Annotated in this window: 19 protein-coding genes; 12 read left to right on the forward strand and 7 right to left on the reverse strand. The window is 43.3% G+C overall.

The window, feature by feature from the left end; genetic code table 11:
- From BN8908_RS16115 to BN8908_RS16155, 9 genes are all read left to right on the forward strand, one after another.
- Window positions 1-569: PorV/PorQ family protein (locus tag BN8908_RS16115; RefSeq protein ID WP_148453468.1), on the forward strand; the 569-nt coding region annotated here is incomplete at its 5' end.
- Between the two features lie 181 nt (window positions 570-750).
- Entirely contained in the window at window positions 751-2,211 is a 1,461-nt protein-coding gene (locus BN8908_RS16120; protein ID WP_082989294.1) for a sulfatase family protein, read from the forward strand.
- A gap of 45 nt (window positions 2,212-2,256) precedes the next feature.
- Window positions 2,257-2,844 (forward strand): RNA polymerase sigma factor, encoded by a 588-nt coding sequence (locus BN8908_RS16125; protein ID WP_021989164.1) that lies wholly within the window; start codon window positions 2,257-2,259, stop codon window positions 2,842-2,844.
- A gap of 352 nt (window positions 2,845-3,196) precedes the next feature.
- Complete coding sequence (locus BN8908_RS16130) at window positions 3,197-4,351, forward strand: FecR family protein (protein WP_068691638.1); 1,155 nt, start codon at window positions 3,197-3,199, stop codon at window positions 4,349-4,351.
- Window positions 4,352-4,433: 82 nt separating this feature from the next.
- On the forward strand, window positions 4,434-7,937 hold the full coding sequence (locus tag BN8908_RS16135; protein WP_235837451.1) for a SusC/RagA family TonB-linked outer membrane protein: 3,504 nt from the start codon (window positions 4,434-4,436) through the stop codon (window positions 7,935-7,937).
- A 12-nt stretch (window positions 7,938-7,949) separates the two neighbouring features.
- A complete protein-coding gene (locus BN8908_RS16140; RefSeq protein ID WP_068691641.1) occupies window positions 7,950-9,839 on the forward strand; it encodes a RagB/SusD family nutrient uptake outer membrane protein in 1,890 nt (629 codons plus the stop codon).
- A gap of 206 nt (window positions 9,840-10,045) precedes the next feature.
- Window positions 10,046-11,380 (forward strand): alpha-L-fucosidase, encoded by a 1,335-nt coding sequence (locus tag BN8908_RS16145; protein WP_235837452.1) that lies wholly within the window; start codon window positions 10,046-10,048, stop codon window positions 11,378-11,380.
- A gap of 23 nt (window positions 11,381-11,403) precedes the next feature.
- Window positions 11,404-13,473 carry a Sip1-related alpha-galactosidase gene (locus tag BN8908_RS16150; RefSeq protein WP_068692393.1) on the forward strand — a complete coding sequence of 690 codons (2,070 nt, stop codon included), beginning with the start codon at window positions 11,404-11,406 and terminating at the stop codon, window positions 13,471-13,473.
- Between the two features lie 21 nt (window positions 13,474-13,494).
- Window positions 13,495-15,036 (forward strand): sulfatase, encoded by a 1,542-nt coding sequence (locus tag BN8908_RS16155; RefSeq protein WP_068691645.1) that lies wholly within the window; start codon window positions 13,495-13,497, stop codon window positions 15,034-15,036.
- Here BN8908_RS16155 and BN8908_RS16160 read toward each other — a convergent pair.
- From BN8908_RS16160 to purN, 4 genes are all read right to left on the reverse strand, one after another.
- A complete protein-coding gene (locus tag BN8908_RS16160; protein ID WP_021989157.1) occupies window positions 15,033-15,956 on the reverse strand; it encodes a DUF58 domain-containing protein in 924 nt (307 codons plus the stop codon). The two genes, BN8908_RS16155 and BN8908_RS16160, sit on opposite strands and share 4 nt — an antisense overlap.
- Window positions 15,957-16,040: 84 nt before the next feature.
- Entirely contained in the window at window positions 16,041-16,358 is a 318-nt protein-coding gene (gene trxA / locus BN8908_RS16165) for a thioredoxin (RefSeq protein WP_021989156.1), read from the reverse strand.
- A 129-nt stretch (window positions 16,359-16,487) separates the two neighbouring features.
- On the reverse strand, window positions 16,488-20,174 hold the full coding sequence (gene dnaE, locus BN8908_RS16170; protein WP_068692395.1) for a DNA polymerase III subunit alpha: 3,687 nt from the start codon (window positions 20,172-20,174) through the stop codon (window positions 16,488-16,490).
- Window positions 20,175-20,233: 59 nt separating this feature from the next.
- Window positions 20,234-20,803: a phosphoribosylglycinamide formyltransferase gene (gene purN / locus BN8908_RS16175; RefSeq protein ID WP_068691647.1), complete on the reverse strand. Its 570-nt coding sequence runs from the start codon at window positions 20,801-20,803 to the stop codon at window positions 20,234-20,236.
- Window positions 20,804-20,971: 168 nt separating this feature from the next.
- On the opposite strand from purN, the gene BN8908_RS16180 reads away from it, so the two are divergent.
- Genes BN8908_RS16180 through rnc form a run of 3 tightly spaced genes read left to right on the forward strand, consistent with a single transcriptional unit; the run spans window position 20,972 to window position 23,230 of the window.
- Window positions 20,972-21,208, forward strand: a complete 237-nt coding sequence (locus tag BN8908_RS16180; RefSeq protein WP_009137766.1) for an acyl carrier protein — start codon at window positions 20,972-20,974, stop codon at window positions 21,206-21,208.
- A gap of 18 nt (window positions 21,209-21,226) precedes the next feature.
- Window positions 21,227-22,465 (forward strand): beta-ketoacyl-ACP synthase II, encoded by a 1,239-nt coding sequence (gene fabF, locus BN8908_RS16185; protein WP_068691649.1) that lies wholly within the window; start codon window positions 21,227-21,229, stop codon window positions 22,463-22,465.
- A 21-nt stretch (window positions 22,466-22,486) separates the two neighbouring features.
- A complete protein-coding gene (gene rnc / locus BN8908_RS16190; protein ID WP_021989152.1) occupies window positions 22,487-23,230 on the forward strand; it encodes a ribonuclease III in 744 nt (247 codons plus the stop codon).
- 86 nt (window positions 23,231-23,316) lie between these two features.
- On the opposite strand, the gene efp is transcribed toward rnc, so the two are convergent.
- From efp to BN8908_RS16205, 3 genes are all read right to left on the reverse strand, one after another.
- Window positions 23,317-23,886 (reverse strand): elongation factor P, encoded by a 570-nt coding sequence (efp, locus tag BN8908_RS16195; RefSeq protein ID WP_068691651.1) that lies wholly within the window; start codon window positions 23,884-23,886, stop codon window positions 23,317-23,319.
- A 69-nt stretch (window positions 23,887-23,955) separates the two neighbouring features.
- Window positions 23,956-24,642: a tRNA (adenosine(37)-N6)-threonylcarbamoyltransferase complex dimerization subunit type 1 TsaB gene (gene tsaB, locus BN8908_RS16200; protein WP_068691653.1), complete on the reverse strand. Its 687-nt coding sequence runs from the start codon at window positions 24,640-24,642 to the stop codon at window positions 23,956-23,958.
- Window positions 24,643-24,655: 13 nt separating this feature from the next.
- Window positions 24,656-25,231 carry an L-threonylcarbamoyladenylate synthase gene (locus tag BN8908_RS16205; protein ID WP_021989149.1) on the reverse strand — a complete coding sequence of 192 codons (576 nt, stop codon included), beginning with the start codon at window positions 25,229-25,231 and terminating at the stop codon, window positions 24,656-24,658.
- Window positions 25,232-25,358 lie beyond the last annotated feature (127 nt).

Consider the following 25,358-nt stretch of genomic DNA (forward strand, 5'->3'; position numbering starts at 1 on the left):
TTACCCCGAAAGAATTTTCGATAGACCTGGGTTATGCTTACCGGCTTTGTGACCGCTGGTCTGTTTCGGCCGTGCTTCATTACATCAGTTCGGATCTGGGGGACTTCTCCGGAGCGAAGAAGGGTTCGGCCTTTGCAGCGGATCTGGGTGCGATGTATCATGCGCCGTCGTGGAATGCGGGTCTTTCCGTAACGAACCTGGGTTCAAAGATCGATTACGGTTACGACAGCTATGATCTTCCTGCCAGCCTGAAAGCGGGCGGGGCTTACTGGCATACCTTTTCTGACCGGCACCGTCTGACGGGTCATGCGGAGCTGGCTTACCGTCTGATGCCTTCCGATTACAGCGGTGTGAATGTTGGTCTTGGGGCCGAATACCTTTACAATGATCTGATAGCGGTGCGCGGGGGTTATCACATCGGGGACGATAAGAAGACAGGTCCGAGTTACGCCACTCTGGGTTGCGGTCTGATGTACCGCGGAGCAGAAGTGAACTTTGCTTACTGGCTGGCAGGCAGTGATTCACCGGTGAAGGGGACGTTCTGTCTCTCTGCCGGATGGAATTTTTAAACGTATGCGTATATTGAGAATGATTCTAAATAATGGAATGTAGTCTCTGAATAATATATTTCTTAAATCTCTTTGTTAAAAAGGCTTTAACGCTGTGATTCAGTTGTTAGAGCCTTTCTTTTTTATGTTTGTTCGTTTCATTATGTTTTGTCTGTATCTGTTTTTGTTTAAATTTGCAAACATGAGAAGTACAAAATATTATTTCATTTTTTCTTGGATAGCTTCTTTTTTCTGGCCTTTTCAATCTTGTGCAAAGAAGTCTCAAGAACATCCGAACCTTGTTTTTATTATGGCTGATCAATGGCGGGGAACTGCTTTGGGATATTTGGATGTGGAGCCGGTAATCACTCCGAATTTGGATCGTTTGGCGGCTGAGGGAGTTGCTTTTGAGAATGCAGTCAGTAGTTATCCGGTTTCTTCGCCGGCCCGGGGAATGTTGATGACCGGACAATACCCTGTTTCCAGTAAAGTTACCGGTAATTGTAATTCAGAGAATGCGCCTTATGGGGTAGAATTGCCGGTAGAGGCCAGGTGTTGGTCGGATGTATTGAAAGATCAGGGATATTCATTGGGATATATTGGAAAATGGCATTTGGATGCGCCTTATTTCCCTTATGTGGATACCTATAATAACAGAGGAAAGGTTGCCTGGAACGAATGGTGTCCGAAAGAACGCCGGCATGGATTTGATTATTGGATTGCTTATGGCACTTACGATAATCATTTAAAACCGATGTATTGGAACCGGGATGCCGGCCGGGATGATTTTTATTATGTGAACCAGTGGGGACCGGAATATGAAACGGACAGAGCTATCGAATATTTGAGGAATAAAGACGGATGTAGGGAAGAAGGGCGGCCTTTTGCCTTAGTGGTGTCTATAAATCCGCCGCATACAGGGTATGAGTTGGTACCGGAAAAATACAAAACATTATATAAAGATCTGGATATTGAAAAATGGTGTCAGCGTCCGGACATTCCGAAAAAAGGCAATTCCAACGGTGATTTTTATCGGAATTCCGTGAAGGATTACTATGCCTGTATGACCGGAGTAGATGAACAAATCGGCCGGATTGTAGAGACATTGAAGCAGGAAGGCCTGTGGGAAAATACAATTGTTGTATTTACTTCCGATCACGGTGACTGTATGGGCATGCACGGTGTCATCGGCAAGGATATCTATTATGAAGAGGCGATGCGTATACCGATGATTGTGACATGGCCTGCAAGGATTAAACCACGTCGGGATGCTGATTCCCGTATTGCTTTGGCCGATCTGTATCCTACTTTGTTGTCGTTGATGGGATATAAATCGGTTATTCCTTTGCAGGTAGAAACATTCGATTTATCGGAACGAATTATTTCCGGTAATGGGTTCCAGCCGGATTTTCAGCCTTACTATCGAATCGAGCCTGCGCGGAGTACGAACGGTTGGCGAGGATTGCGGGGTAAACGGTATACTTTTGCAATAAAGGTTGAAAACGGAACAATAACAGAAACGGTGCTTTTCGACCGGAGTGATGATCCGTATGAATTGAAGAATATTGTTACGGAAAATCCCGATTTGGAACTTAAATTTAAGAAATTGCTGCGAAAATGGTTGGATCGGACAAATGATTCTTTTGCCATGTTTTTGGATTGACGGCGTTATACTATATTACTTTTGAATTTCTAAAATAAGCACTTGATGAGCAATGATTCTGTACTTTTTTCTCAAATTCAGGGAGGGGACCGGGAGGCATTCAAATGTGTTTTTGACAAATACATGGATCGGTTGTATTTTTATGCATTGGGAGTTGTTAAGGAAAAAGAAGTAGCTGAAGATATTGTACAGGATGTTTTTTTGTATTTGTGGCATAATGCCCGGAAAATCGATCTGAACGGTTTATTAGTAAGGTATTTGTTGAAGGCCGTCAAGAATGCCTGTATCAATTATAAGCTGCGTCTCGAAGTGGAGAGGGAATATCAACGGAAATTTTTGCAGACGAAAAGTGATGAGGAAGAAGTTTACTCGGAAGAACGTCTTGAATTGTTGCGTTCGAGGCTGATCGAATTATTGGAGCAATTACCTCCCAAATGTAAGGAAATATTTGTATTGGGGTGTGTAGAAGGTCTGAAATATAAAGAAATTGCCGAGCAGTTAGGTATATCGGTAAATACTGTGAAGACCCAAATCAAATATGCTTATAAAAAGTTAAGGACGGATGCCTGCGATTTAGAGCCGGATTTCCTTTTATGGGTTTTATTGTTCGGTTTTTCCGAAATTTTCGAATAGAATTTTTTTATTTTTTTCACCCTTTTTTGCTTTAAACTTGCCTTATTTAAGACAAACGGGTTTTGTCTCAAGAAAACGACCGTTTGAATTGGCTGAAAAACCTTGAGGTTTATAGGTTTCATTGTATCTATGAACCAAGTGGATGTACTTCGTTTCTTTTGGTTATTGCAGCCCTTCTTGCTAATTCTCATACTGCTGACATCCAAATACTAAACCAACCACAAACAAAGTTCAGGAGTAAATTATTGTCATCACACAGGGCGGAAAATATCCATCATTGATTATTCTGTAAAAACGATTCTGTCAATCCAGTTTTAACGGTCGTTTAATTTTTACGAATGTCATTGAAAATATGGAAGATAAGGATATTATTTCAAGGCTGTTTTTTTCATGTTGGGAGAAGAAGGAAAAGGAGGGGTGGAGGTTATTGCGTGATATGAGTGAAACGATTCCGGATTTGAAACGATTGATTTCCGGAGAGCTGGAGGTTTGTGAGGAGGCTTTTAGCCCGGACCGGGAAAAGATCTGGCGGAATATTCTTTCCCGGATCCGTGCTCGTGAGCGGCGTTTTCGCGTCATTCGTGTTTCGATGCAGTATGCTGCCGTTTTTATTTTTTCCCTGTTTATGGTGGTTGCTTTTCGTGTGGTGAGAGAGAGTAAGCAGAAATATGAGATTTACAGTCCGGTGTCGGAACCGGTCGGTTTAAAACCGTTTTGTGGTGCGGTATTAGTATTGGATGATGGTAAAGAGGTTGACTTATCTGCCATCGAGCGGGATACGGTGTTTGACGATCGGAATATCCGTATGCGGATCGATTCTTTTAGATCAGTTTCCTATGGTCGGGTGAATGTACCTGTTGAACGGGAGGTTTTTCATACACTGGTGGTTCCCCGTGTATCGGATTATGAGTTGGAGCTGTCGGACGGTAGCCGGGTTCGGCTGAACTCGGATTCCCGTTTAAGGTTTCCGGTTTCTTTTATCGGTTGTGAAAGGCGTGTTTATTTGGATGGAGAGGCTTATTTTCAGGTTACGGCAGATACGACGAAGCCTTTTATTGTAGAATCGGGCCGGATGCGTTTAAAGGTTTTGGGGACGGAATTCAATGTCTGTGCTTATGCAACTGAAGGGAATGTTAAGGCTACGCTTGTGGAAGGATTGGTTTGGGTGAGGGATTCCTTACAGAAAAATTATACCGTATTATTACCGGGTCAGCAGGCTGAAGTGGGTGACGGTGTTGTGCGTGTCAAAGAAGTGGATGTCAGTGCTTGCATTTCCTGGTTGAAGGGTAAGTTTTATTTTGACCGCATGAGTCTGGAAGACCTTTCTTGCTGGCTGGAGAGATGGTATGATGTGGTATTTTATTTTGAGAATGAACGTGCCCGGTCTTATCTTTTTACCGGAGTCATTTATAGATATTTTTCTATTGAAGAGATTGCTGATTTGATAACGAAGACGACACGTGGTGTGGAGTTTGAGATAGACGGCAGGCGGGTTGTTGTACGATGATAAAAAGCCGGTATTTGCAGCAACAAATACCGGCTGGATGTCCCTTAACAGGGACGATTGTTAAATCTAATTCAACAAAACTATGAAAAAAAAATCGAATGTAGATGAAAGTGGAGGCGTGAAATTGTTTTTCCGGCGTTTTTGGGTGTTGAAATTGTTTTTCATCCTCCTTCTTTGTTACGGACAGAATCTGAGTGCCACGGTAGAGGCGCAGATGCAACGTGTTTCTCTCTCTTTGCAAGATGTAAAGTTGAAGCGTGTGATTGATGCATTGGAGAGCCAGACCCGTTTGGACTTTTTTTACAGTGACCGGGAGGTTGATGTGGAGAGCCGAGTGAGTGTGAAAGCAGAGAATGAATTTCTTGATCTTGTTTTAGGACGGGTTTTTGGGCCGGGGTTTTCTTTTGAGTTTATAGGGGACATGGTGGTGGTTAAGCCGCTGGAACCTCAACTTCCGGAACCTGAAAAATTGAAAGTTTACGGTGTAGTATCGGATCAGAACGGAACAATTCCCGGGGTAAGTATTTTAATCAAAGGTACGGGTAAAGGAGTAGCGACGGATATCGGCGGTAAATTCGAGTTGGAGGTATTGCCGGGTGCGGTGCTTCGGTTTTCATGTGTGGGTTATGTGACACAGGATGTAAAGGTGAATAAGGGGGGAGAATTAAATATCGTTCTGCTGGAAGACACAGAGCAATTGGAAGAAGTTGTCGTGGTGGGATTCGGTAGCCAGAGGAAAGAGAATCTTACCGGAGCTGTTACAACTGTTGATGTAAAAGCTCTCGATTCGCGTCCTGTAGCTTCGGTCGGTCAGGCTTTGCAGGGTGTTGTCCCCGGGTTGAATTTTTCTGTAAATAATGTCGGTGGTGCTTTGGGAAATACGTTGAATGTGAACATCCGCGGAGGGGGGACGATCGGAACGGGATCGAGCGGAGCGCCATTGATATTGATCGATGGAATCGAAGGGGATATGAATGCTTTGAATCCGGATGATATTGAAAAGATATCCGTGTTGAAAGATGCGGCAGCAGCAGCGATTTACGGATCGCGGGCTCCGTTCGGGGTGATATTGATTACGACAAAGTCGGGTAAGTCCGGCAGGGCTACAGTGACATACAGTAACAGTTTTCGTTTTGCCCGTCCGATCAATTTACCGGACATGCTTGATTCGTATAAGTTTGCGATGTATTTTAACCGGGCTTCTCTCAACGGAGGTGGAGGTGTTGTTTTTGACGACGAGACGATCGGACGTATTCTTGCTTATCAGAAAGGAGAATTGAAAACGACGACGATTCCTAATCCGGATAACGGTATGTTTCAGTTTCATACAAGGGCAAATGCCAATGAAAACTGGACGAAGAAACATTTTGACAAGACGGCTTTTACTCAGGAGCATTCGTTCAATGTGAACGGAGGATCCGAAAGTCTGAGTTATTTTATGTCTGCCGCATATATGAACCAGGAAGGGCTTTTGAAATACGGAGACGATTTGTTTGAACGTATTAATGTGGCCGGGAATATTTCTGCCCAGGTAACGGATTGGTTACGGGTAGGGTTACGGACCCGCTTGATCCGGGAAGATCTGGATAAACCTTTGTTTGCCGATGATAATGGCTTGTATTATCACGACATTTCCCGTACATGGCCAACGATGCCTTTCAAGGATCCGAACGGTCATTATATGCGTAATTCGAAGTTGGAGCAGATTGAGAACGGAGGACGTTATTTCCGGCGTAAGGATCAGATATATACTCAAGGAAATGTGGTAATCACTCCTTTAGAGAACTGGAATATTACGGCCGATTTCGGTCATCGGCTGGTAAATACGATCTGGCGACAGAATCTGGCTAAGGTATACGAATATACATCAGACGGTACTCCAAAGCTGATGAAATTCAACGATAATTCTCCTGAAGGAAGTACCTGGGCTTATTATGCCAGTCAGCAAACGAACCTGACAACGGTGAGTACCTATTCCGATTATTCGCTGACATTGAATGAAATGCACAATTTTAAAGTAATGATCGGATTCAATGCCGAGTTGTTTCAGACCGAGGATGTCGGTGTGAGGCGGGACGATGTGATTACGGACGAAGTTCCTTCCATCAATACAGCGGCAGGTAAAGATGTGACGAGTGGGTATCTCGGTCAATGGTCTACGGCGGGTTTCTTCGGGCGAATCAATTATGATTACGACGGTCGTTACCTGTTGGAAATTAACGGTCGCTACGATGGTTCTTCCCGTTTTATGAAGAGTGAACGTTGGAATTTTTTCCCTTCATTTTCGGTTGGCTGGAATATAGCCCGGGAAAAATTCTGGGAAGATTATGTCGTTTATGTCAATATGTTGAAACCTCGGGTATCCTGGGGTATGCTGGGTAACCAGAATACGTATGTAGAGGGAAATCCGACGGCTACGTATTATCCTTTTTATTTGACACAACCGGTAGGTACTGCGAACGGCAGTTGGCTGATCGATGGAAAAAAACCGAATACAGCGTGGGCTCCTTATATGAACAGTCGGAATATGACCTGGGAGAAAGTAAAGAGTCTGAATATCGGTTTGGACCTGGGCCTGCTGAACAATCGCCTGAATATATCCGGAGAATGGTATAAACGTACCACAGAGGATATGGTCGGTCCGCCGGCAGAAGTTTCTACCGTTATCGGTATCGCTACCGGTAATTTGCCGAAACGGAACAATGCGACGATGGTGACGAAAGGATGGGAATTTCAGGTGACCTGGAACGACCGGATCCGCGATTTCGGGTATACGATATCTTTTAATGTTTCTGATTTCAAACGAGAGGTAACCAAATATCCGAATGAAAGTAAATCTTTGGGAACTTATTATGAAGGGCAGATATTGGGGCAAATCTGGGGTTATGAAACCGTGGGTATTGCAAAGACGGATGCGGAAATGCAGGCTCATTTGGCCCATACGAATCAGGAGCGTCTCGGTACGGCATGGGCTGCGGGCGATGTGATGTTCCGGAATCTGGATGATGACGGCGAGATTACGACGGGAGATTATACGGCTAAGAATCCGGGTGATTTGAAAGTGATCGGTAATACGACCCCTCGTTATTCTTTTGGATTGACATTGGGTGCTGATTGGAAAGGTATTGATTTCAGGGCTTTTTTCCAGGGAGTCGGTAAACGGGATGCCCTGTTGGGTGGAAATTACTTTTGGGGAGCAACGGGTAATATGTGGCAGGCTATGGGACTGAAAGAGCATTATGATTTTTTCCGGCCGGAAGGTGATCCGTTGGGAGCTAATGTAAACTCGTATTATCCCCGTCCTATATTCGGTACCCAGAAAAACAACCAGAATCAGACCCGTTATGTACAGAGTGCTGCTTATCTCCGGTTGAAAAATTTGCAGATCGGTTATTCGTTACCGACGCATCTTGTCGCGAAAATAGGTCTTTCACGGGTGAGGGTTTATTTTTCCGGGGATAATTTGTTTACGCTTACAAAAATGTCGAAAATATTCGACCCAGAAGCGTATGACGGGAAGTATTCAGACGGTAAGGTGTATCCGCTTTCCCGTGTTTTGTCGTGCGGATTAAATGTTACATTTTAAAAATGAAAGGTTATGAAACGAATAATATACATTGTATTATCTATTTTTCTGGGGACCGGAGCCGTCTCTTGTGACGCATTCCTGGATCTCGAACCGAAGGCGGCCGTGACTCCGAATGTATACCTGAATACGGAAGATCAACTGGCGGCTTACGGAGCAGCAAAATACTCCTTGTTCCGTACTCCTGCCGGATATTCCGGAATCGGGCAATACGGTTACGATAATAATAGTGATAATCAGACGTCTCAAAGTTCAAACGGAAATTTTATTCTGGGTCAGAAGACGGTAGGACAATCCGGTGGAGCCTGGAATTTTGAATCTATACGGGATTGCAATTATTTCTTTGAAGATGTATTGCCAAAATACAGAGAAGGGAAAATTTCAGGTGTTACAAACAATATCCGCCATTATATTGGTGAGATGTATTTTTTTCGGGCGTATATTTATTTTTCCAAATTGACGGCTGTCGGAGATTTCCCGATTATCACCAAGGTGTTGGACGACAATTACAGCGAATTGGTAGAAGCCAATAAACGCAGGCCCCGAAATGAGGTTGCCCGTTTTATCTTGTCGGATCTGGATTCTGCAATTTTGTATATGCAACCGGCTGCTCCGGCTTCAAACCGGTTGACCCGGAATGCGGCTCTTTTGTTTAAATCCAGGGTTGCTTTATATGAAGGTACCTGGTTAAAATACCATGCCGGCACTGCCCGTGTTCCCGGTGGTCCTGACTGGCCGGGGGCGAATGCGGATTATCTGGCAGATTTTACGATCGATTTAAACCGGGAAATTGACTTTTTCCTGACACAGGCGATGACGGCTGCTGACGAGGTGGCTTCTTCGATCGCTTTGTACGACGATTATGCCGGTATGTTCAGAATGGCAAATCTCAATACAGTGCCTGAAGTACTTTTATTCCGGGCATACAGTCTGGAAGAAAAGGTGTCTCATTATGTACAATCTTATTTGCAGAGTAACGGTGGAGGAAATACGGGGTTTTCCCGCTCTTTGGTGGAAAGTTTTTTAATGACGAGCGGTTTACCGATTTATGCCGATGCTGTTTATAAAGGAGACGAGACATTGGAAGATGTTTTACACGATAGAGATATACGTTTAACATCTTCTGTGTTGGTTGCCGGTGATCAGTTACGTCCTGATTTTTATTTTGAAAAGCCGGATTTGACGGGTGGGGATGCTGAAGTAAGGACGACGACAGGGTATTCTATAAAGAAAGGATTGGTAAATACAGAATATCTGATCAATGTACAGTATGTATCCCCTTGTATTATTTTCAGGGTGGCGGAGGCTTATTTGAACTATATTGAGGCTGACTATGTAAAAAACGGTAGTTTGGATGGGAAAAGCCGGGAGTATTGGCAGGCGTTGCGAAGACGTGCCGGTGTGGATACGGATTTTAATAATACGATAGCTCATACTGATTTGTCTCGGGAGCGTGATTTGGCAAAATATTCCGGAAGTAATCCGGTAGACGCCACTTTATATAATATTCGCCGGGAACGCCGCTGTGAATTTATTGCAGAAGGAATGCGTAAAGACGATTTGTACCGCTGGAGGGCTTTGGATCAAATGCAGCGATATTATATCGAAGGTATCAATTTGTGGGATGAAATGTATAAGTTATATGACAATCTGAAACCGGAAGGAGAATCAGATGCTCCCAATGTTTCCACCCGTTCGTATAAGTATTTGCGTCCGTTGTCTATCAATCGGAATAATCTGGCTTTCGGTGGTTATAATTTCCCGCAGGCTCATTACCTGGATCCGATTGCCTATTACCATTTTACGAAGAGTACGCCGAAAGAGGGAGGTGACGTTACGACTTCGGTGATTTATCAGAATCCGGGCTGGAAGATAGAAGTCGGTTCGAAAGCCGAGTATTGATATTCTGAATGAAGCCGGTTTATATCCGGAAGATCGGATTGCAATCTGTAATACATTGCCGTATTATGGATTGCAATTCCTGATGTAGTGATTCTTTCGGTTGTTTCCGTTTATAATAATTTTTATATTTTTGTAAATAATGATATTTTTATAAAATGAGGAAGTGTTTTTTATTTTTTACTTTTTGTTTTCTATTATCCGGTACAATGGCTCAAACGGCGGGGCATCCTGTGCCGTCGCGGTCTCAATTGAAATGGCACGAGGCTGAATTGGGAGTTGTTTTCCATTATGATCTGCATGTGTTTGACGGGAAAAAATACGGGCAGGGGAATAACCGGATTACGCCGGTCGCAGATTATAATATTTTTAATCCGGAACATTTGGATACCGATCAATGGGTTGTTGCTGCAAAGAATGCCGGAGCAAAATTTGCCGTATTGACGGCCACGCATGAAACAGGTTTTGCTTTGTATCAGAGTGATGTGAATCCCTATTGCCTGAAGGCTGTAAAATGGAGGGATGGAAAAGGGGATATTGTACGTGATTTTGTGAATTCTTGCCGTAAATATGGGATTATGCCGGGCATTTATGTCGGTATTCGTTGGAATTCTCTGCTGGGGATTCATAATTTCAAAGCGCAGGGAGAGGGGGTATTTGCCCGTAATCGTCAACAATGGTATAAACAGATGTGTGAAAAGATGGTGGAAGAGTTGTGTACCCGTTACGGTGATTTGTTTCTGATCTGGTTTGACGGAGGTGCGGACGATCCGGAAGGAGACGGACCGGATGTATTGCCTGTGGTTACAAAATATCAGCCTGATTGTTTATTTTATCACAATGTGCAACGAGCTGATTTCCGTTGGGGTGGTTCGGAAACCGGTACGGTAGCTTACCCTTGCTGGTCCTCTTTTCCGCAACCTTATTCTCATCATAAGCAGTCGGATTCGGATGAGGAACATTTGCTTTTGTTGAAGCACGGTGATCCGAACGGAAAATATTGGGTTCCGGCTATGGCCGATACTCCTTTGCGCGGGGCAGAGGGGAGGCACGAATGGTTTTGGGAGCCCGGAGATGAAGATGCCGTTTATCCTTTGACTGATTTGATGAATATGTATCGTAAATCTGTCGGACGGAATGCGACCTTGATACTTGGCCTGACTCCCGATCCTTCCGGTCTGCTTCCTGCCGGTGATTCGCTTCGGCTGAAAGAATTCGGGGATGCGGTACGGGAGCGGTTCGCTACTCCTTTGAAATCCGTTAAAGGGAGTGGGAATCGCCTGGAATTAAAATTGGGTAAAGAGACCGAAATACATAGTTGCATTATACAGGAAGATATCAGCAAAGGTGAACGAATCCGGCGGTATAAGGTAGAGGCTAAAGTGGACGGAATGTGGCAAACTGTGTGTGAGGGGGAGTCTGTGGGGCATAAACGTATACAGCAATTTCCGTCTTTGAAAACGAAAGTTGTGCGATTGACGGTTGTGGAAGCGGTAGATGTTCCGGATGTCCTGAATTTCAGCGTATATGGAGGTGAAAAATGAAAAGGAACAAGGGAAAATCCGGGATGCGGAAGTTTTATTTGATCTTTTTCATCGTATTTCAGATCGCGGAAGGATATGCTCAAGAGGAGAATTGTTTTTTATATGAACGGGGAAAGAGTTTTGATACTGTACCGGCTTATGCAATGAGAGTTCCCGTGGATTTGCGTCAGCATGCAGCCGAGAAAATCTGGGAGGAAAAACAGTTGCCGGAAGCTCAGACGACACTGATTTATAAGTTGATATTGCCGGAGTATGTAGAAGGTGTATTTTTTAGCCGGGATTTCCGGGCGGGAGATCATAGTTGGCCGAATAATACGAATCGGCTTTTGCCTTGGTATTTTAAGAAAATTGCGGATTTGAGGGCAGATGATTATCCGGGTATTCCGTCGAATGGGAAAGTATGTGTGGCGGGTGATGCTTTGTTATTGCATTTGAAGGATGGAAAGTGTCTTTTTTTGAAAGCGGTGGCTGGGGAAAATAGTTTGAGCTGGTTTCGTGTAAATACCGATGGGACGGTGAATGTTCTGGTTTCTACGTTGGGATTGGACACATTGAACGGGAAGGTGCCCTTTTTGTTATCGTCATCGGATACTTCCGTTTACGGGACTTTGGATAAGGCATATAAAAAGCTGACGGCAGACCGGAGGATTGCTGATTTATCTGCCAGAAAAGATAAAAAATGGTATGAACCTTTTTCTTATTTGGGATGGTGTACCTGGGAGCATTATTACCGGAATATCAATGAGGGGCAGTTGGAGAAAGATATTTGCCGGATAGAAGAGTCCGGATTGCCGGTACGCTATGTGTTGATCGATGACGGACATGTCCGCAATAAAGCGGAGCAACTGACCAGTTTTAAGCCGGATAGTCTGAAGTTTCCTTCCGGGTGGGCTCCGTTGCTCAATATGCGTGATCCGGATAAAATCCGCTGGATGGGATTGTGGTATGGATTTCCCGGTTTTTGGCAGGGTATCGCTTTGGAGAATGATTTTCCGGAATATGTCCGTAAGCATTTGTATGTATTTCAGCATTCGCTGTTGCCGGGTAAACGTAGCGAGGATATTGAGGCTTATTACCGTTATTATCTGGAAAGTTTGAGATCTTACGGTTTCGATTTTCTGAAAATCGATGTACAGTCTTTTGTTCTGCCTTTGTATATGGGAGGAAGACGGGTTATATATCAGGCCCGGGAATGTAATAAAGCGTTGGAAAAGGAAACGCATCGCTTGGGATTAGGGCTTATCAATTGTATGGCACAGAATGTTTTGAATACGGATCATACGCGTTACAGTGCTGTGACCCGGGTAAGTATCGATTATAAGAAATTTGATGAGGATATGGCCCGCTCTCATTTGTTTCAGTCGTACATGAATACCTTGTGGTTAGGGCAAACCGTGTGGCCTGACCACGATATGTTTCATTCGTGTGATACGGTTTGCGGCGGGATGATGGCCCGTTCCAAGGCTGTTTCCGGCGGACCTGTTTATTTGTCGGATGCTCCGGAAGATTTTGCCGGAGAATTGATTTGGCCGCTGGTCAATGAAGAAGGCCTTTTGTACCGTCCTGAAGCTCCGGCCGTGCCGGCGCCTGAGTCTGTGTTTACCAATCCGGTGTATAGCGGAAAGGCTTTTCGGGTTATTGCTCCGGTAGGTGAGAAGGCTATGGCTATGATATGTTATAATTTGAATAAAGCTCCGGAATACCGCAATATTACGGCTGTTTTGCGACGGGAAGATTATTTGCGGCGGGAGTGTATGACAGGTAAGCGGGTGAGTATGCCGGAGCGAATCGTGGTTTATGACTGGGAAAGCCGGAAGGCAGAAATTTTGGAAGATAGTTTGCAGGTGGATTTGAAAGGATTCTGCGATCGTTTACTTTACTTTTGTCCTGTGACAGACGGGTGGGCTGTTATCGGCTTGCAGGAGAAGTATCTTTCTCCGGCAACGGTAAATATTGTATCCTGTCATCCGCATCGTTTAGTTGTGGATGTTGCCGATTGCGGGATATTGAAAGTGTGGTGTGATTCGGGAGAAAACCCCGGATTGCGAAGCATTACGGTTGATAAACCGCAGCGAATAGTGATTGATTTGTAAAATCATGAAATACAAAATGTTATGAATAAAGAGTTTTTATTGACTTTGGCTCTTCCTTTGGCTGGGCTGACCGGTTACGGACAGTCTGCCCAGTTAGAAAAACGTCCCAATATCATTTTATTTTTGGTGGATGATATGGGATGGCAAGATACTTCAGTGCCTTTTTGGGAAAAGGAGACGCCTTATAATAAAATGTTTGAAACTCCGAATATGGAGCGTCTGGCTGCGCAGGGAATGAAGTTTACCCAAGCGTATGCATGTAGTATCAGTTCGCCCAGCCGTTGCAGTTTATTTTCAGGTATGAATGCCGCCAGACACCGGGTGACAAACTGGACTTATCCTAAAAATCAGTCTACTGACCGGAAGAGTGATGTTTTGCAATTGCCGGAGTGGAACGTAAACGGGATTTGTCAGGTTCCGGGTATAGAGCATACGACTCAGGTAACTGGTTTGGCGCAGGTGTTGAAAGATAACGGTTATCATACGATTCATTGTGGAAAGGCGCATTTCGGGGCTTTAAATACACCGGGAGAAAGTCCTTATCATTTTGGATTTGAAGTCAATATTGCCGGACATGCCGGAGGGGCACCGACCAGTTATTTAAGTGAAAAAAACTACGGTAACCGTACGGATGGAAAACCGAATCCCTGGTTTGCCGTGCCGGGATTGGAACACTATTGGGGCAGCGGTACTTTTTTGTCTGAAGCTTTGACTCTCGAAGCAATGAAAGCTTTGGACAAATCCCGGGAATACGGTCAGCCTTTCTTTTTGTATATGGCTCATTATGCCGTACATGTACCTATCGATGCCGATATGCGTTTTTATCAAAAATATCTGGATAAGGGGCTTCAACCGAAGGATGCTGCATATGCTTCATTGGTGGAAGGAATGGATAAAAGTCTGGGAGATTTGATGGATTATTTGGAGAAATACGATTTGGCGGATCAGACGGTGATCCTGTTTATGTCCGATAACGGAGGCCTGGCTTCCGAACCGGGATGGAGGGATGGAGTGCCACATACTCAAAATGCACCGTTAAACAGTGGGAAAGGTTCTGCTTATGAAGGGGGCATACGCGAGCCTATGCTGGTGAAATGGCCCGGCGTTGTGAAACCCGGTGTTGTTTGTGATAAGCCGTTGATTATCGAAGATTTTTATCCTACGATACTGGAAATGGCCGGAATTACTGATTATAAGACAGTACAGCATATCGACGGAGTTAGCTTTGTTCCTATGTTAAAAGAAGCCGGCGATACCTTTAAAGGGCGTAAATTATTTTGGCATTACCCGAATCTTTGGGGAAATACGGGGCCCGGAATCGGTGCAACATCGGTAGTGAGAAACGGTGATTGGAAGTTGGTATATTATTATGAGACCGGGAAAAAGGAGTTGTTTAATATCCGGGCAGATATCGGCGAAAAGGATGATTGTGCCAGCCGCAATCCGAAATTAGTCCATAAATTATCCGGAGAGTTGGGGAAATATCTTCGGTCGGTGAACGCCCAACGTCCTTCTTTTAAGAAGACGGGGAAGCCTTGTCCGTGGCCGGATGAAGTCCGTTAATAAAGTTTGCTTCTTTTGATCAGATAAGGAAGAAGAATTTCACGAAATCCTTCATTTATATCGGCTTCTACAAAGTCGATGCGGAATTGATTGCAGCGAAGTTTTAATTCTTTGTAGAATTCGGCGATTTTTTGCTTGTAGGTTTCCCGGATTTCGTTGGGCGAGAACTTGATTTCTTTGCCGCTTTCCAGATCGATAAAAATGTGCGGACGATTGGAAAACTGAAATTGTTCTTCCATTTTTTTGTCTTTGACATGGAAGAGTATGACCTCGTGTTTGTTATAGCGGAGGTGTTGTAATGCTGCAAACAGTTCTTCGGTGTCGCCGTTGGTGAACATATCTGAGAAAAGAACGATTAAGGAACGTTTGCCAATACTGTCTGCCAGTTGATGCAGGATATTGGCTGTCGTGGTCGGGCGGTTTAACGGAATGGCGTTTTCTTTGATCAGATTTTGCAGCAGGGAATAGATCATTTGTGTATGTGTCGTATTCAGTTTGGTATCGGTCAATGTTTCGATTTTATCCGAAAACAAACATAATCCGGCAGCATCCCGTTGTTTTCGCAGCATATAAATCAATGCTGCCGCACAGTATACGGAAAATGATAATTTAGAGATTTTTCCCGATTTGTATGGGAATAACATAGATGAAGAAGTATCCAATACAATATAAGAGCGTAGGTTGGTTTCTTCTTCATATTGTTTTATGAACAGTTTTTCTGTCCGGGCAAAAAGTTTCCAATCGACGTGTTTAGTGGATTCTCCGTTGTTGTAAACACGATGTTCTGCAAATTCTACAGAAAAGCCATGATACGGACTCCGGTGAAGCCCTGTAATAAACCCTTCGACAATCTGGGAGGCAATAAATTCGAGATTGTCAAATTGTTCGTATTGGACAATTTCTTCTAAGGATACAGACACAAATGAATGGGAAATGAAAGGTTGAAAATAAGAATGGAGAATGAAAGTGATAAATTAAATGACTTTCAATTCTCCATTTTAGTATCAGAGTACGGCTTTGATTTTTTCAGCCAATGATGTTTTTGGGGCTGCGCCGACTTGCTTGTCTACTACTTCTCCGTTTTTGAAGAAAAGTATTGTCGGGATATTACGAATACCGAAACGAGCTGCTGTACCCGGGCTGCTGTCAACATCAACTTTGGCAACGACTAATTTCCCGGCATATTCTGTAGCTGCTTCTTCGACAATCGGTAACATCATTTTGCAGGGACCGCACCATTCTGCCCAAAAGTCTACCATAACAGGAAGTTCGGATTTTAACACTACTTCCTCAAAATTAGAATCGTTAACTACTATAGCCATGATATTGTTTTTAGTTATAAGTTTATTCTGTTTATAAATGAATCACATGCATGTATTACAATCCATATTTTCCGGAAATTTTTTTTTCTCCGGGAAATTCTATAGATACTCTCTGTTCACTTTGCGAAATTAATTAATTTTCATTTTAATGGCATCATTATTTTCAAAATATTCATACAATTCTCTGGAACGTTCTATTTGACAGGTTCGTGAGAACATTTTAACATTGTATCCGCTTTTATCGAACAGGATAAAATTCAGAGGAATATTATTTGTTTCTTTTTCTGCCTGATGTTGCCGGATGAATTGGTTATTGATTTCGTTTAAAGTTTCCAGGTTTAATTGTTCGATATCGACAAGCAGGGTAACGGATTTTACGAGGTTTTCGCCTATTACGTTTAGTAAATCGATGCTCAGGATATTGAAAGAGAGGTCGTCCGGATCACTTGACCATCTTTTGGCCTGAACTCTTCCTTTAATGTATATAGCCGTTTCCAGGATAAAATAGTTCCGGTATTTGATATAGTCTTCTCCGAATAACGGTAATTCAAAACTACCGCTGAAATCTTCTATGGTCAGGATGCCGAAATCATTTCCTTTTTTGGTTTTACCTTCACGTTTATTAATGATAATGCCTGCAATTGTGATGTCTTTGTCCCGGAATGCAGGCATATTGCTGTTCAGTTCATCCAAGGGAGTACAAAGGGCTTTGATTTCCAATTTGAACTGATCCAGGGGGTGAGAAGTAAGGTAAATGCCTATTAATTCTTTTTCTTTTTTGGATTTTTCCAGATCAGTCCAGGGCTCACAATGCGGGATGTTGGGACGGGTTACCTCATAGCCTTCCATGCCTCCGAAAAGGGATACCTGTAAATTCATACTGTCTTTCTGATTTTTTTGCCCGAAGTTTACCAATGTGTCGAGTATGGTCATTGTTGCATCCACAGGTTGAAGGTATTGGGCTCTGTGATAACCGAAGCTGTCCAGACCTCCGGCAGTAATCAGGTTTTCCAATGTTTTTTTATTGACGGATTTATAGTCGATGCGTTCGAAAAAGTCGAAGACATCTTTATAAGGACCGTTTTTTTCCCGTTCTTCGATGATTTTTTCGACGGCTCCTTCTCCGACTCCTTTTATGGCGGCCATTCCGAAACGGATGTCGCCATGGGTATTTACCATGAAATCATTGTATGATTCATTGACGTCCGGGGCAAGAACTTTTAGGCCCATCCGTTTGCATTCGTCCATGAAAACGGTCACTTTGGTAATATCCGAAAGGTTATTACTCAAGTTGGCTGCCATGAATTCGGCAGGGTAGTGGGCTTTCAGGAAGCCGGTTTGATAGGCGATATAGGCATAACAAACGGAATGTGATTTATTGAATGCATAAGAAGCAAATGCTTCCCAGTCTCCCCAGATTTTGTTGACCAGTTCTTCAATGTTTTTTCCTTTCTCCTGCGCTCCTTTGACGAAGTCCGGATTTTTTTTGCAGCCTTCGACAAATTTGCCTTTCAATTCGGCCAATAGCTCGAATTTCTTTTTACCCATAGCTTTCCGCAAGGTGTCCGATTGACCTCGGGTAAAGAGCCCCAGTGCCCTGGATTGAAGCATTACCTGTTCCTGGTATACGGTGATTCCATAGGTGTCGTTCAAATAGGGCTCCATCATCGGGTGGTCGTACTCAATGGGTTCTTCTCCGTGTTTACGCTTGATAAATTGCGGGATATATTCCATCGGCCCCGGACGGTATAAAGCATTCATGGCTACCAGGTCTTCAAAGCGGTTCGGTTGCAATGCGCGAAGGTGCTTTTTCATACCGGGCGACTCGAACTGGAACAGTCCGGTAGTTTCACCGCGGGAAAATAGTTTAAATGTTTCTTCGTCATCCAGGGGTATTTCGTTTTCATCGAGGACGAGGTGTTTGGATTTTTTGATGTTTTCCAGACAGGTTTTGATGATGGAAAGGGTTCGTAATCCCAGAAAATCCATTTTAATCAGTCCGATCGGTTCAACAAAGTGGCCGTCATATTGTGTTGTCATGAGGCTTTCGCCCTCTGTCGGCATGATTGGAATATGGTCTGTGAGCGGATCCCGGCTGATCAGAATTCCACAGGCGTGCACTCCGGTTTGTCTGACGGAGCCTTCCAGGGTTTCTGCCAAATGTATTGTTTTTGATATCAGTGGGTTCGGAGAATCTTTTTCTTTGGCGAGGTCCGGATTTTCTTTGTAGGCTTTTTTCAATGTCATTTTGGGAGCTTCCGGGACCATTTTAGCCAGACGGTTGGCTTCTGACAAATCGAGCTTCAGTACCCGGGCAACGTCTTTGATGGCCATTTTAGCAGCCATACTGCCGAAAGTTACGATGTGGGCAACTTTGTCTGCACCGTATTTCTGCGTTACCCATTCGAGCACCCGTTGGCGGCCGTCGTCGTCAAAGTCGACATCTATATCGGGAAGCGATATACGATCCGGATTCAGGAAACGTTCGAACAGCAGATCGTATTTGATGGGGTCGATATTGGTAATACCTAAGCAATAAGCGACAGCGCTGCCCGCTGCAGAACCGCGTCCCGGACCTACGATTACGCCCATATCCCGGGCTGCCTGAATAAAATCTTGCACAATCAGGAAATAACCGGGAAATCCCATGGTTTTCATGATGTGTAATTCGAAGTTGATTCGTTCCATGACTTCAGGGGACGGGTTTTCGCCATAGCGTTTTATCACCCCCTTCATGGTCAATTCCTTCAGGTAGTCGGCTTCCAGTTTGATACGATAAATCCGTTCGTAACCTCCTAATTTTTTGATCTTTTTATGGGCCTCTTCTTCGGACATGACCACGTTCCCTTTTTCATCTTGGGTAAATTCATTGAAAAGGTCTTCCTGGGTATATTTCCGGCGGTATTCCTCTTCTGTTCCGAGTTCTGGCGGAATGGGGAATACAGGCATCAGGGGGTCGGAGTCCAATTGATAATCTTCGACTTTGTCAACGATTTCCTGTGTGTTTTCGATGGCTTCCGGTAAATCAGGAAAAAGGTCTATCATTTCCTGTGTTGTTTTAAACCATTCCTGGCGGGTATAGCGCATCCGGTTCGGGTCATCGATGTCTTTCCGGGTGTTCAGGCAAATCAACAGGTCGTGCGCTTCTGCATCTTCTGCATTCAAAAAATGTACATCGTTGGTGGCGATGAGTTTGATACCTAATTTTTGGGCTATTTTTATTTTTTCCTGAATACAGAGTTGCTGATTGTCATAGATTTCGGCTCTTTGTCTGGGGTCTGCTGCCGGATGACGCATTACCTCCAGATAATAATCTTCTCCGAGCAGGTCTTTATACCATTGTGCAGCGGCCTCGGCTCCTGCAATGTCTCCGGCCATGATTTTTTGGTCGATTTCACCTCCGAGACAGGCAGAGGAGATAATCAATCCTTCATGGTGTTTTTCGAGTTCCCGTTTGTCTATACGGGGGCGGTAATAAAAGCCGTCTACAAAGGCGGTAGAGCATAATTTCACCAGGTTCAGATAACCGGTACGATTTTTTGCTAATATAATAAGGTGTTCTCCCGAACGGTCGATCGGTTTTTCTTTGTTGAATAAGGATACCCGGGCAACATAAGCTTCGCAGCCTAATATGGGCTTAATGCCTTTTTGCTTACAGGTGTCATAAAAAAGTTTAATGCCGAACATATTGCCGTGGTCGGTAAGTGACAATGCCGTCATACCGTCCGCTGCCGCCTTGTCTACCAAACCGGGAATGCTGGCTGCTCCGTCCAGAATCGAATATTGAGAATGTACGTGAAAATGAGTAAATTTCATTCTGTATATTTGCGATTTTTGATTTACGATTACATGAAAAGTCATGTTTCGTCTGCAATCTAAAATTTATTAATGGTTTCTTCAATGACTTTAGGAAAATATTCATATTCCAAAGCATGTATTTTCTGTGCCAGGCTTTCCGGATCGTCGGCTTGGCTGATATCGCATCTGGCCTGGAAAATGACGGTCCCTTTGTCGTAATGTTCGTCAATGTAATGTATTGTGATACCGCTTTCTTTTTCTCCTGCGGCAATGACAGCTTCGTGTACTTTCATGCCGTACATGCCTTTTCCTCCATAATTGGGTAATAAGGCCGGATGGATATTGATGATACGTCGTGTATAGGCGTTTGTGATATGAGGGGGCATAAGCCACAGAAAGCCTGCCAGGACAATAAAATCGATTTGTCTTTCCTGAAGTTGTTTTAAAAGCCGGTCCGGATCAATGAGTTCTTTTTTATCAAATACAAAGGTCGGTATATGGTATTTTTGAGCTCTTGTCAAAACATAGGCATCGGCTACATTACAAAAGACCGAATCGACGGAAATTTGATTGTTAGAAGCAAAATGCCGGATGATGTTTTCAGCGTTAGAACCTGATCCAGAGGCAAATATTGCTATTTTTTTCATTTTGTAAATCGTTATAAATCAATTGCATAAAGGTAGTAAAAGTTATATTCCTCCCAAAAAATTTTTTAGAAAAAAAATAAACTCTAACTTTGCCACCGAGTTTGAAAAATATGCGCGTTTGAAAAATGTGCATGAATTAAATTAAATGTCTAATTAAAATTTAAAGTTATGTCTGACATTACAAGTAGAGTTAAAGCTATCATTGTTGACAAATTAGGAGTAGATGAAACTGAAGTTACTCCGGAGGCTACATTTACGAATGATTTGGGAGCTGACTCTTTGGACACAGTAGAATTGATCATGGAATTGGAGAAAGAGTTCAACATCACTATTCCGGACGATCAGGCAGAAAAGATCACTACTGTAGGTGATGCTATCTCTTACGTAGAAGCTAACGCAAAGTAAAAAACCAATATCTATTTTATGAATTTGAAACGAGTAGTAATTACAGGTCTTGGAACAATAAATCCACTTGGTAAAAATGTACCGGAGTTTTGGGACAATTTGATTAAAGGTGTTAGTGGCGCCGGTCCTATTACTCGTTTTGATGCATCAAATTTTCGTACACAGTTTGCCTGTGAGGTGAAAAATTACGAACCGACTGAATATTTCGATAAAAAAGAGGTTCGTAAAATGGATCTTTATACTCAATTCGGTATTATTGCTGCAAGAGAGGCTATTAAAGATGCAGGTTTGGATCTGGAACAGATGAACAAGAGACGAATTGGCGTAATATGGGGGGCTGGAATCGGTGGTTTGGAAACGTTCTTTGAAGAGTGTGATACTTTTTCAAAGGGAGACGGAACACCACGCTTCAACCCTTTCTTTATTCCAAAGATGATTGCTAATATGGCAGGAGCTATGATCGCTATAGAAAACGGATTTAAGGGTCCGAACTATACGACGGTTTCTGCTTGCGCATCATCGGCTCACGCTATTGTCGATGCATTGAATTTAATTCGCTTAGGAAAAGCTGATGTCATTGTTGCCGGGGGTTCTGAAGCTGCTGTCACCGTTCCTGGTGTGGGTGGTTTTAATTCTATGAAAGCCCTTTCAACCCGCAATGATGATCCTAAAACTGCATCCCGCCCGTTTGATGCGGATCGCGACGGTTTCGTGATCGGAGAAGGTGGGGCAAGCCTGATTCTTGAAGAGTATGAACATGCCGTAAAAAGAGGTGCCCGTATCTATGCTGAATTAGCAGGTGGTGCCGGTAATTGCGACGCTTATCATATGACAGCTCCGGATCCCGAAGGTGCTTATGAAGTTATGTTGTTGGCTCTTGAAGATGCAGGAATCAAGCCGGAAAGCATTGATTATATCAATGTTCATGGAACTTCTACAGGTTTGGGCGATATTTCCGAACCGACAGCTATCCGGAAAGCGTTTGGCGAGCATGCTTACAAGTTGAATATCAGTTCAACCAAATCAATGACCGGTCACCTCTTAGGAGCTGCCGGTGCCGTAGAAGCTATTGCTTGTACGTTGGCTGTAAAAAATGATGTTGTTCCTCCTACGATTAATTTCCACACTTTGGCGCCGGAACTCGATCCGAAGTTGAATTTTACATTTAACGCGCCCCAGAAACGGACAGTGAATGTTGCCATCAGTAATACTTTTGGCTTTGGAGGGCACAATGCCTGTGTTGTAATTAAAAAATAATCACTTCTAAATTTTTAGGCAGTGGTTAGTAAATTGATTCAATCCATAAGACTTTATCTTCATCGGAAAGATAAGTTTTATGGATTGTCTGTTTCTCAGATGGGCTTTGTACCGGGCAATCGAAGCCTCTATAAATTGGCTCTTCTTCATAAATCAGCTTCTAAATATACAAAGAACGGTACGGTACTGAATTATGAGCGTCTTGAGTTTTTGGGAGACGCTGTTTTAGGGGCTATTATTGCTGAATTGTTGTATAAATTTTTCCCTAGTAAAGACGAGGGATTTCTTACCCGTGTCCGTTCCAAAGTTGTAAGCCGGGAATCATTAAACGAGTTGGCGATCAATATCGGCTTGGATAAGGCGGTGGTCGCTAAATCCGATATCTCTAAGAATAAACATGTCTATGGAGATGTGTTCGAAGCGTTTATCGGAGCCATGTTTCTGGATCAGGGTTTTGTCAACACGAAGAAGTTCATCGAAAAATTTATTTTTCCCAATTTCTTTAATATCCGGGAGTTGGTGACCGTAGATCGTAATTATAAAAGCCGGTTGATTGAGTGGGGACAGAAAAATAAGCAGGAGTTGGCTTTCAATATTACGGAAAATTCAAGAAACCGCAGAGATCACTTCAATTGCATTATCAGCGTTGGGGGCGAGGTGATGGGAAGTGGAACGGGAGCGTCTAAAAAGGAGGCAGAACAGAATGCTGCAAAAATTGTCATCGACGGACTCACCAAAGTAGCGGACGGAAATATTGAAATTTAGATTGTAAATTTTAAATTGCCTGACAAAAGAATTTGTTGCCGGATTTATTTAATCTAAAATCTACAATCTAAATTTATGAGGTATTGTTATTCTCTTACCCTTTCAACGTAACTGCCTTCCGCTGTATTGATGCGGATTTTTTCGCCCGTTTCAAGGAAAAGCGGAACCATCACTTTGGCTCCGGTTTCTACTTCAGCCGGTTTTAAAGCTGTAGAAGAAGCCGTATCACCTTTCAGTCCGGGTTCTGTATACGTAATTTCCAAAACAACTGTCGGCAGTAATTCGACATACAGCGGAGTTTCCATGTCAGCATGTACAACCATTTCAACGTTATCGCCTTCTTTCAGGAATTGCGGGGCGTTGATCAATTCTTCGGGAATATTTATTTGCTCGTAAGTTTCGGTGTGCATCATAACATAGTCTTCTCCTTCTTTGTAAAGAAACTGATACGGACGACGTTCGATACGTGCCGTATCTACTTTCGTACCCGATGAAAATGTATTTTCAAGTACTTTGCCTGTTTTGACGTTTCTGAGCTTTGTTCTTACGAATGCCGGACCTTTCCCCGGTTTTACATGTTGAAATTGTACGATTGTGTACAGGTCGTCTTTGAAAACGATACACAATCCGTTTTTAAAATCAGCTGTTGTTGCCATTGATTAGATTTATTTTTATTATTCTTTCTGGTCACAAAAATAATAAAAACTTTTTATATCCTCTTCTAATCAAATGACTTTGTGCTTTGGAACGGTTGCGACGAAGTCTTTCAGATAGAAAGGTTCAAAATAAGCGACGTCTTCAAAATGACCTTCCCGGAATTTTTCTTCGGCAATTTCTGTCATATAAGCAGCCGAACTTTCTATGTTTTCCAAAAAATGAGCATTAGGGGAAGTTATGAGTGTTTGGGTTTTGTGGCTACCGTTCCCGAAAAAATATACTTTGCGGGCGGAAAGAATGGCTGCGAAAGAATCCCGTGTGATGATTTCAGCCTTCGTATCGGCCATGGGCCGGTTGGCCCGGTCGAAAAAGGCTGTATATACTTCCATCCTTCGGGCGTCGATCATTGGACAATACCAGGCTTCTTCTTTCAGTTTATCCGATACAGACCGGGCTAAAGCCTGGAGTGTATTCACTGCAATCAGGGGTTTCTGACCTCCATAGCAAAGGCCTTTGGCCATAGATACACCGATGCGTAAGCCTGTGTATGAACCGGGACCCATGCTTACTGCTATAGCGTCCAGTTGCTTGACTTCCATATTGAATTCTTTCAGCAGTTCGTCGATGAAAGTGCCCAGTAGTACAGAATGATTTAACCCTTCCGTATTTTCTTTTATTCCGAGTATTTGTCCCTCTTTGGCCAAAGCAACAGAGCATACGGAAGTCGCTGTATCGATATTGAGAATAAGTGCCATGAATGTATGTTTATTATTTTCGGATTACCTGGATTGTACCGTCTGTGTCAAGTTTGACAATGCTCGAAGGAGTATGTTTTTGTTTGTCGCCCCGACGGAAGTCGACGATGTAGTCGACTGCATTTTTAACTTCGTCACTGATTTCCGCATAACAACCGGGCGAGGGCTGTCCGCTGATATTGGCCGACGTAGAAACAATGGGTTTGCGAAACCGGAATATCAGGGATTTGCTGAATTCCTCTTCCGTGATACGGATGCCTATCGTTTGATCTGCGGCATTGATTAAATTGGATGCCAGATTGCGGGCATTGGGATAAATGATCGTCATCGGTTTGTCACTGACTTCTATCAGTTGTAGCGCAATGTCCGGGACATCTGCATAAGAAGCTATTTTTCCTGCATCGTCGAGTAAAACGAGCATTGATTTGTTGTCTTCGCGTTGTTTGATTTCGTAAATGCGTTTTACGGCTTTTTCGTTGGTTGCATCACAACCGAGTCCCCAAATCGTATCTGTAGGATAGAGAATAACTCCTCCTTGTTTAAGAATTTCCGTTGCTTTGAATACTTCTTCTTTTAACTTATCTGTCATGATTTTTGAGGCAAAATTGAAAATTCTGCCTTGCGAAAGTACTAAAGTTTACAGGATAATAAAAATGTTTGGATGTATATTCGAAGACTTCCGTTTGCTTGTTTTTATCGAAGACATTTTTTATTAA

The sequence above is a fragment of the Culturomica massiliensis genome, from assembly GCF_900091655.1.
GTDB lineage: Bacteria > Bacteroidota > Bacteroidia > Bacteroidales > Marinifilaceae > Culturomica > Culturomica massiliensis.

Coding starts and splice junctions, on each gene's coding strand:
- BN8908_RS16120 (WP_082989294.1), top strand. CDS start 751: ATGAGAAGTACAAAATATTATTTCATTTTTTCTTGGATAGCTTCTTTT.
- BN8908_RS16125 (WP_021989164.1), top strand. CDS start 2,257: ATGAGCAATGATTCTGTACTTTTTTCTCAAATTCAGGGAGGGGACCGG.
- BN8908_RS16130 (WP_068691638.1), top strand. CDS start 3,197: ATGGAAGATAAGGATATTATTTCAAGGCTGTTTTTTTCATGTTGGGAG.
- BN8908_RS16135 (WP_235837451.1), top strand. CDS start 4,434: ATGAAAAAAAAATCGAATGTAGATGAAAGTGGAGGCGTGAAATTGTTT.
- BN8908_RS16140 (WP_068691641.1), top strand. CDS start 7,950: ATGAAACGAATAATATACATTGTATTATCTATTTTTCTGGGGACCGGA.
- BN8908_RS16145 (WP_235837452.1), top strand. CDS start 10,046: ATGGCTCAAACGGCGGGGCATCCTGTGCCGTCGCGGTCTCAATTGAAA.
- BN8908_RS16150 (WP_068692393.1), top strand. CDS start 11,404: ATGCGGAAGTTTTATTTGATCTTTTTCATCGTATTTCAGATCGCGGAA.
- BN8908_RS16155 (WP_068691645.1), top strand. CDS start 13,495: ATGAATAAAGAGTTTTTATTGACTTTGGCTCTTCCTTTGGCTGGGCTG.
- trxA (WP_021989156.1), bottom strand. CDS start 16,358: ATGGCTATAGTAGTTAACGATTCTAATTTTGAGGAAGTAGTGTTAAAA.
- dnaE (WP_068692395.1), bottom strand. CDS start 20,174: ATGAAATTTACTCATTTTCACGTACATTCTCAATATTCGATTCTGGAC.
- purN (WP_068691647.1), bottom strand. CDS start 20,803: ATGAAAAAAATAGCAATATTTGCCTCTGGATCAGGTTCTAACGCTGAA.
- BN8908_RS16180 (WP_009137766.1), top strand. CDS start 20,972: ATGTCTGACATTACAAGTAGAGTTAAAGCTATCATTGTTGACAAATTA.
- fabF (WP_068691649.1), top strand. CDS start 21,227: ATGAATTTGAAACGAGTAGTAATTACAGGTCTTGGAACAATAAATCCA.
- efp (WP_068691651.1), bottom strand. CDS start 23,886: ATGGCAACAACAGCTGATTTTAAAAACGGATTGTGTATCGTTTTCAAA.
- tsaB (WP_068691653.1), bottom strand. CDS start 24,642: ATGGCACTTATTCTCAATATCGATACAGCGACTTCCGTATGCTCTGTT.
- BN8908_RS16205 (WP_021989149.1), bottom strand. CDS start 25,231: ATGACAGATAAGTTAAAAGAAGAAGTATTCAAAGCAACGGAAATTCTT.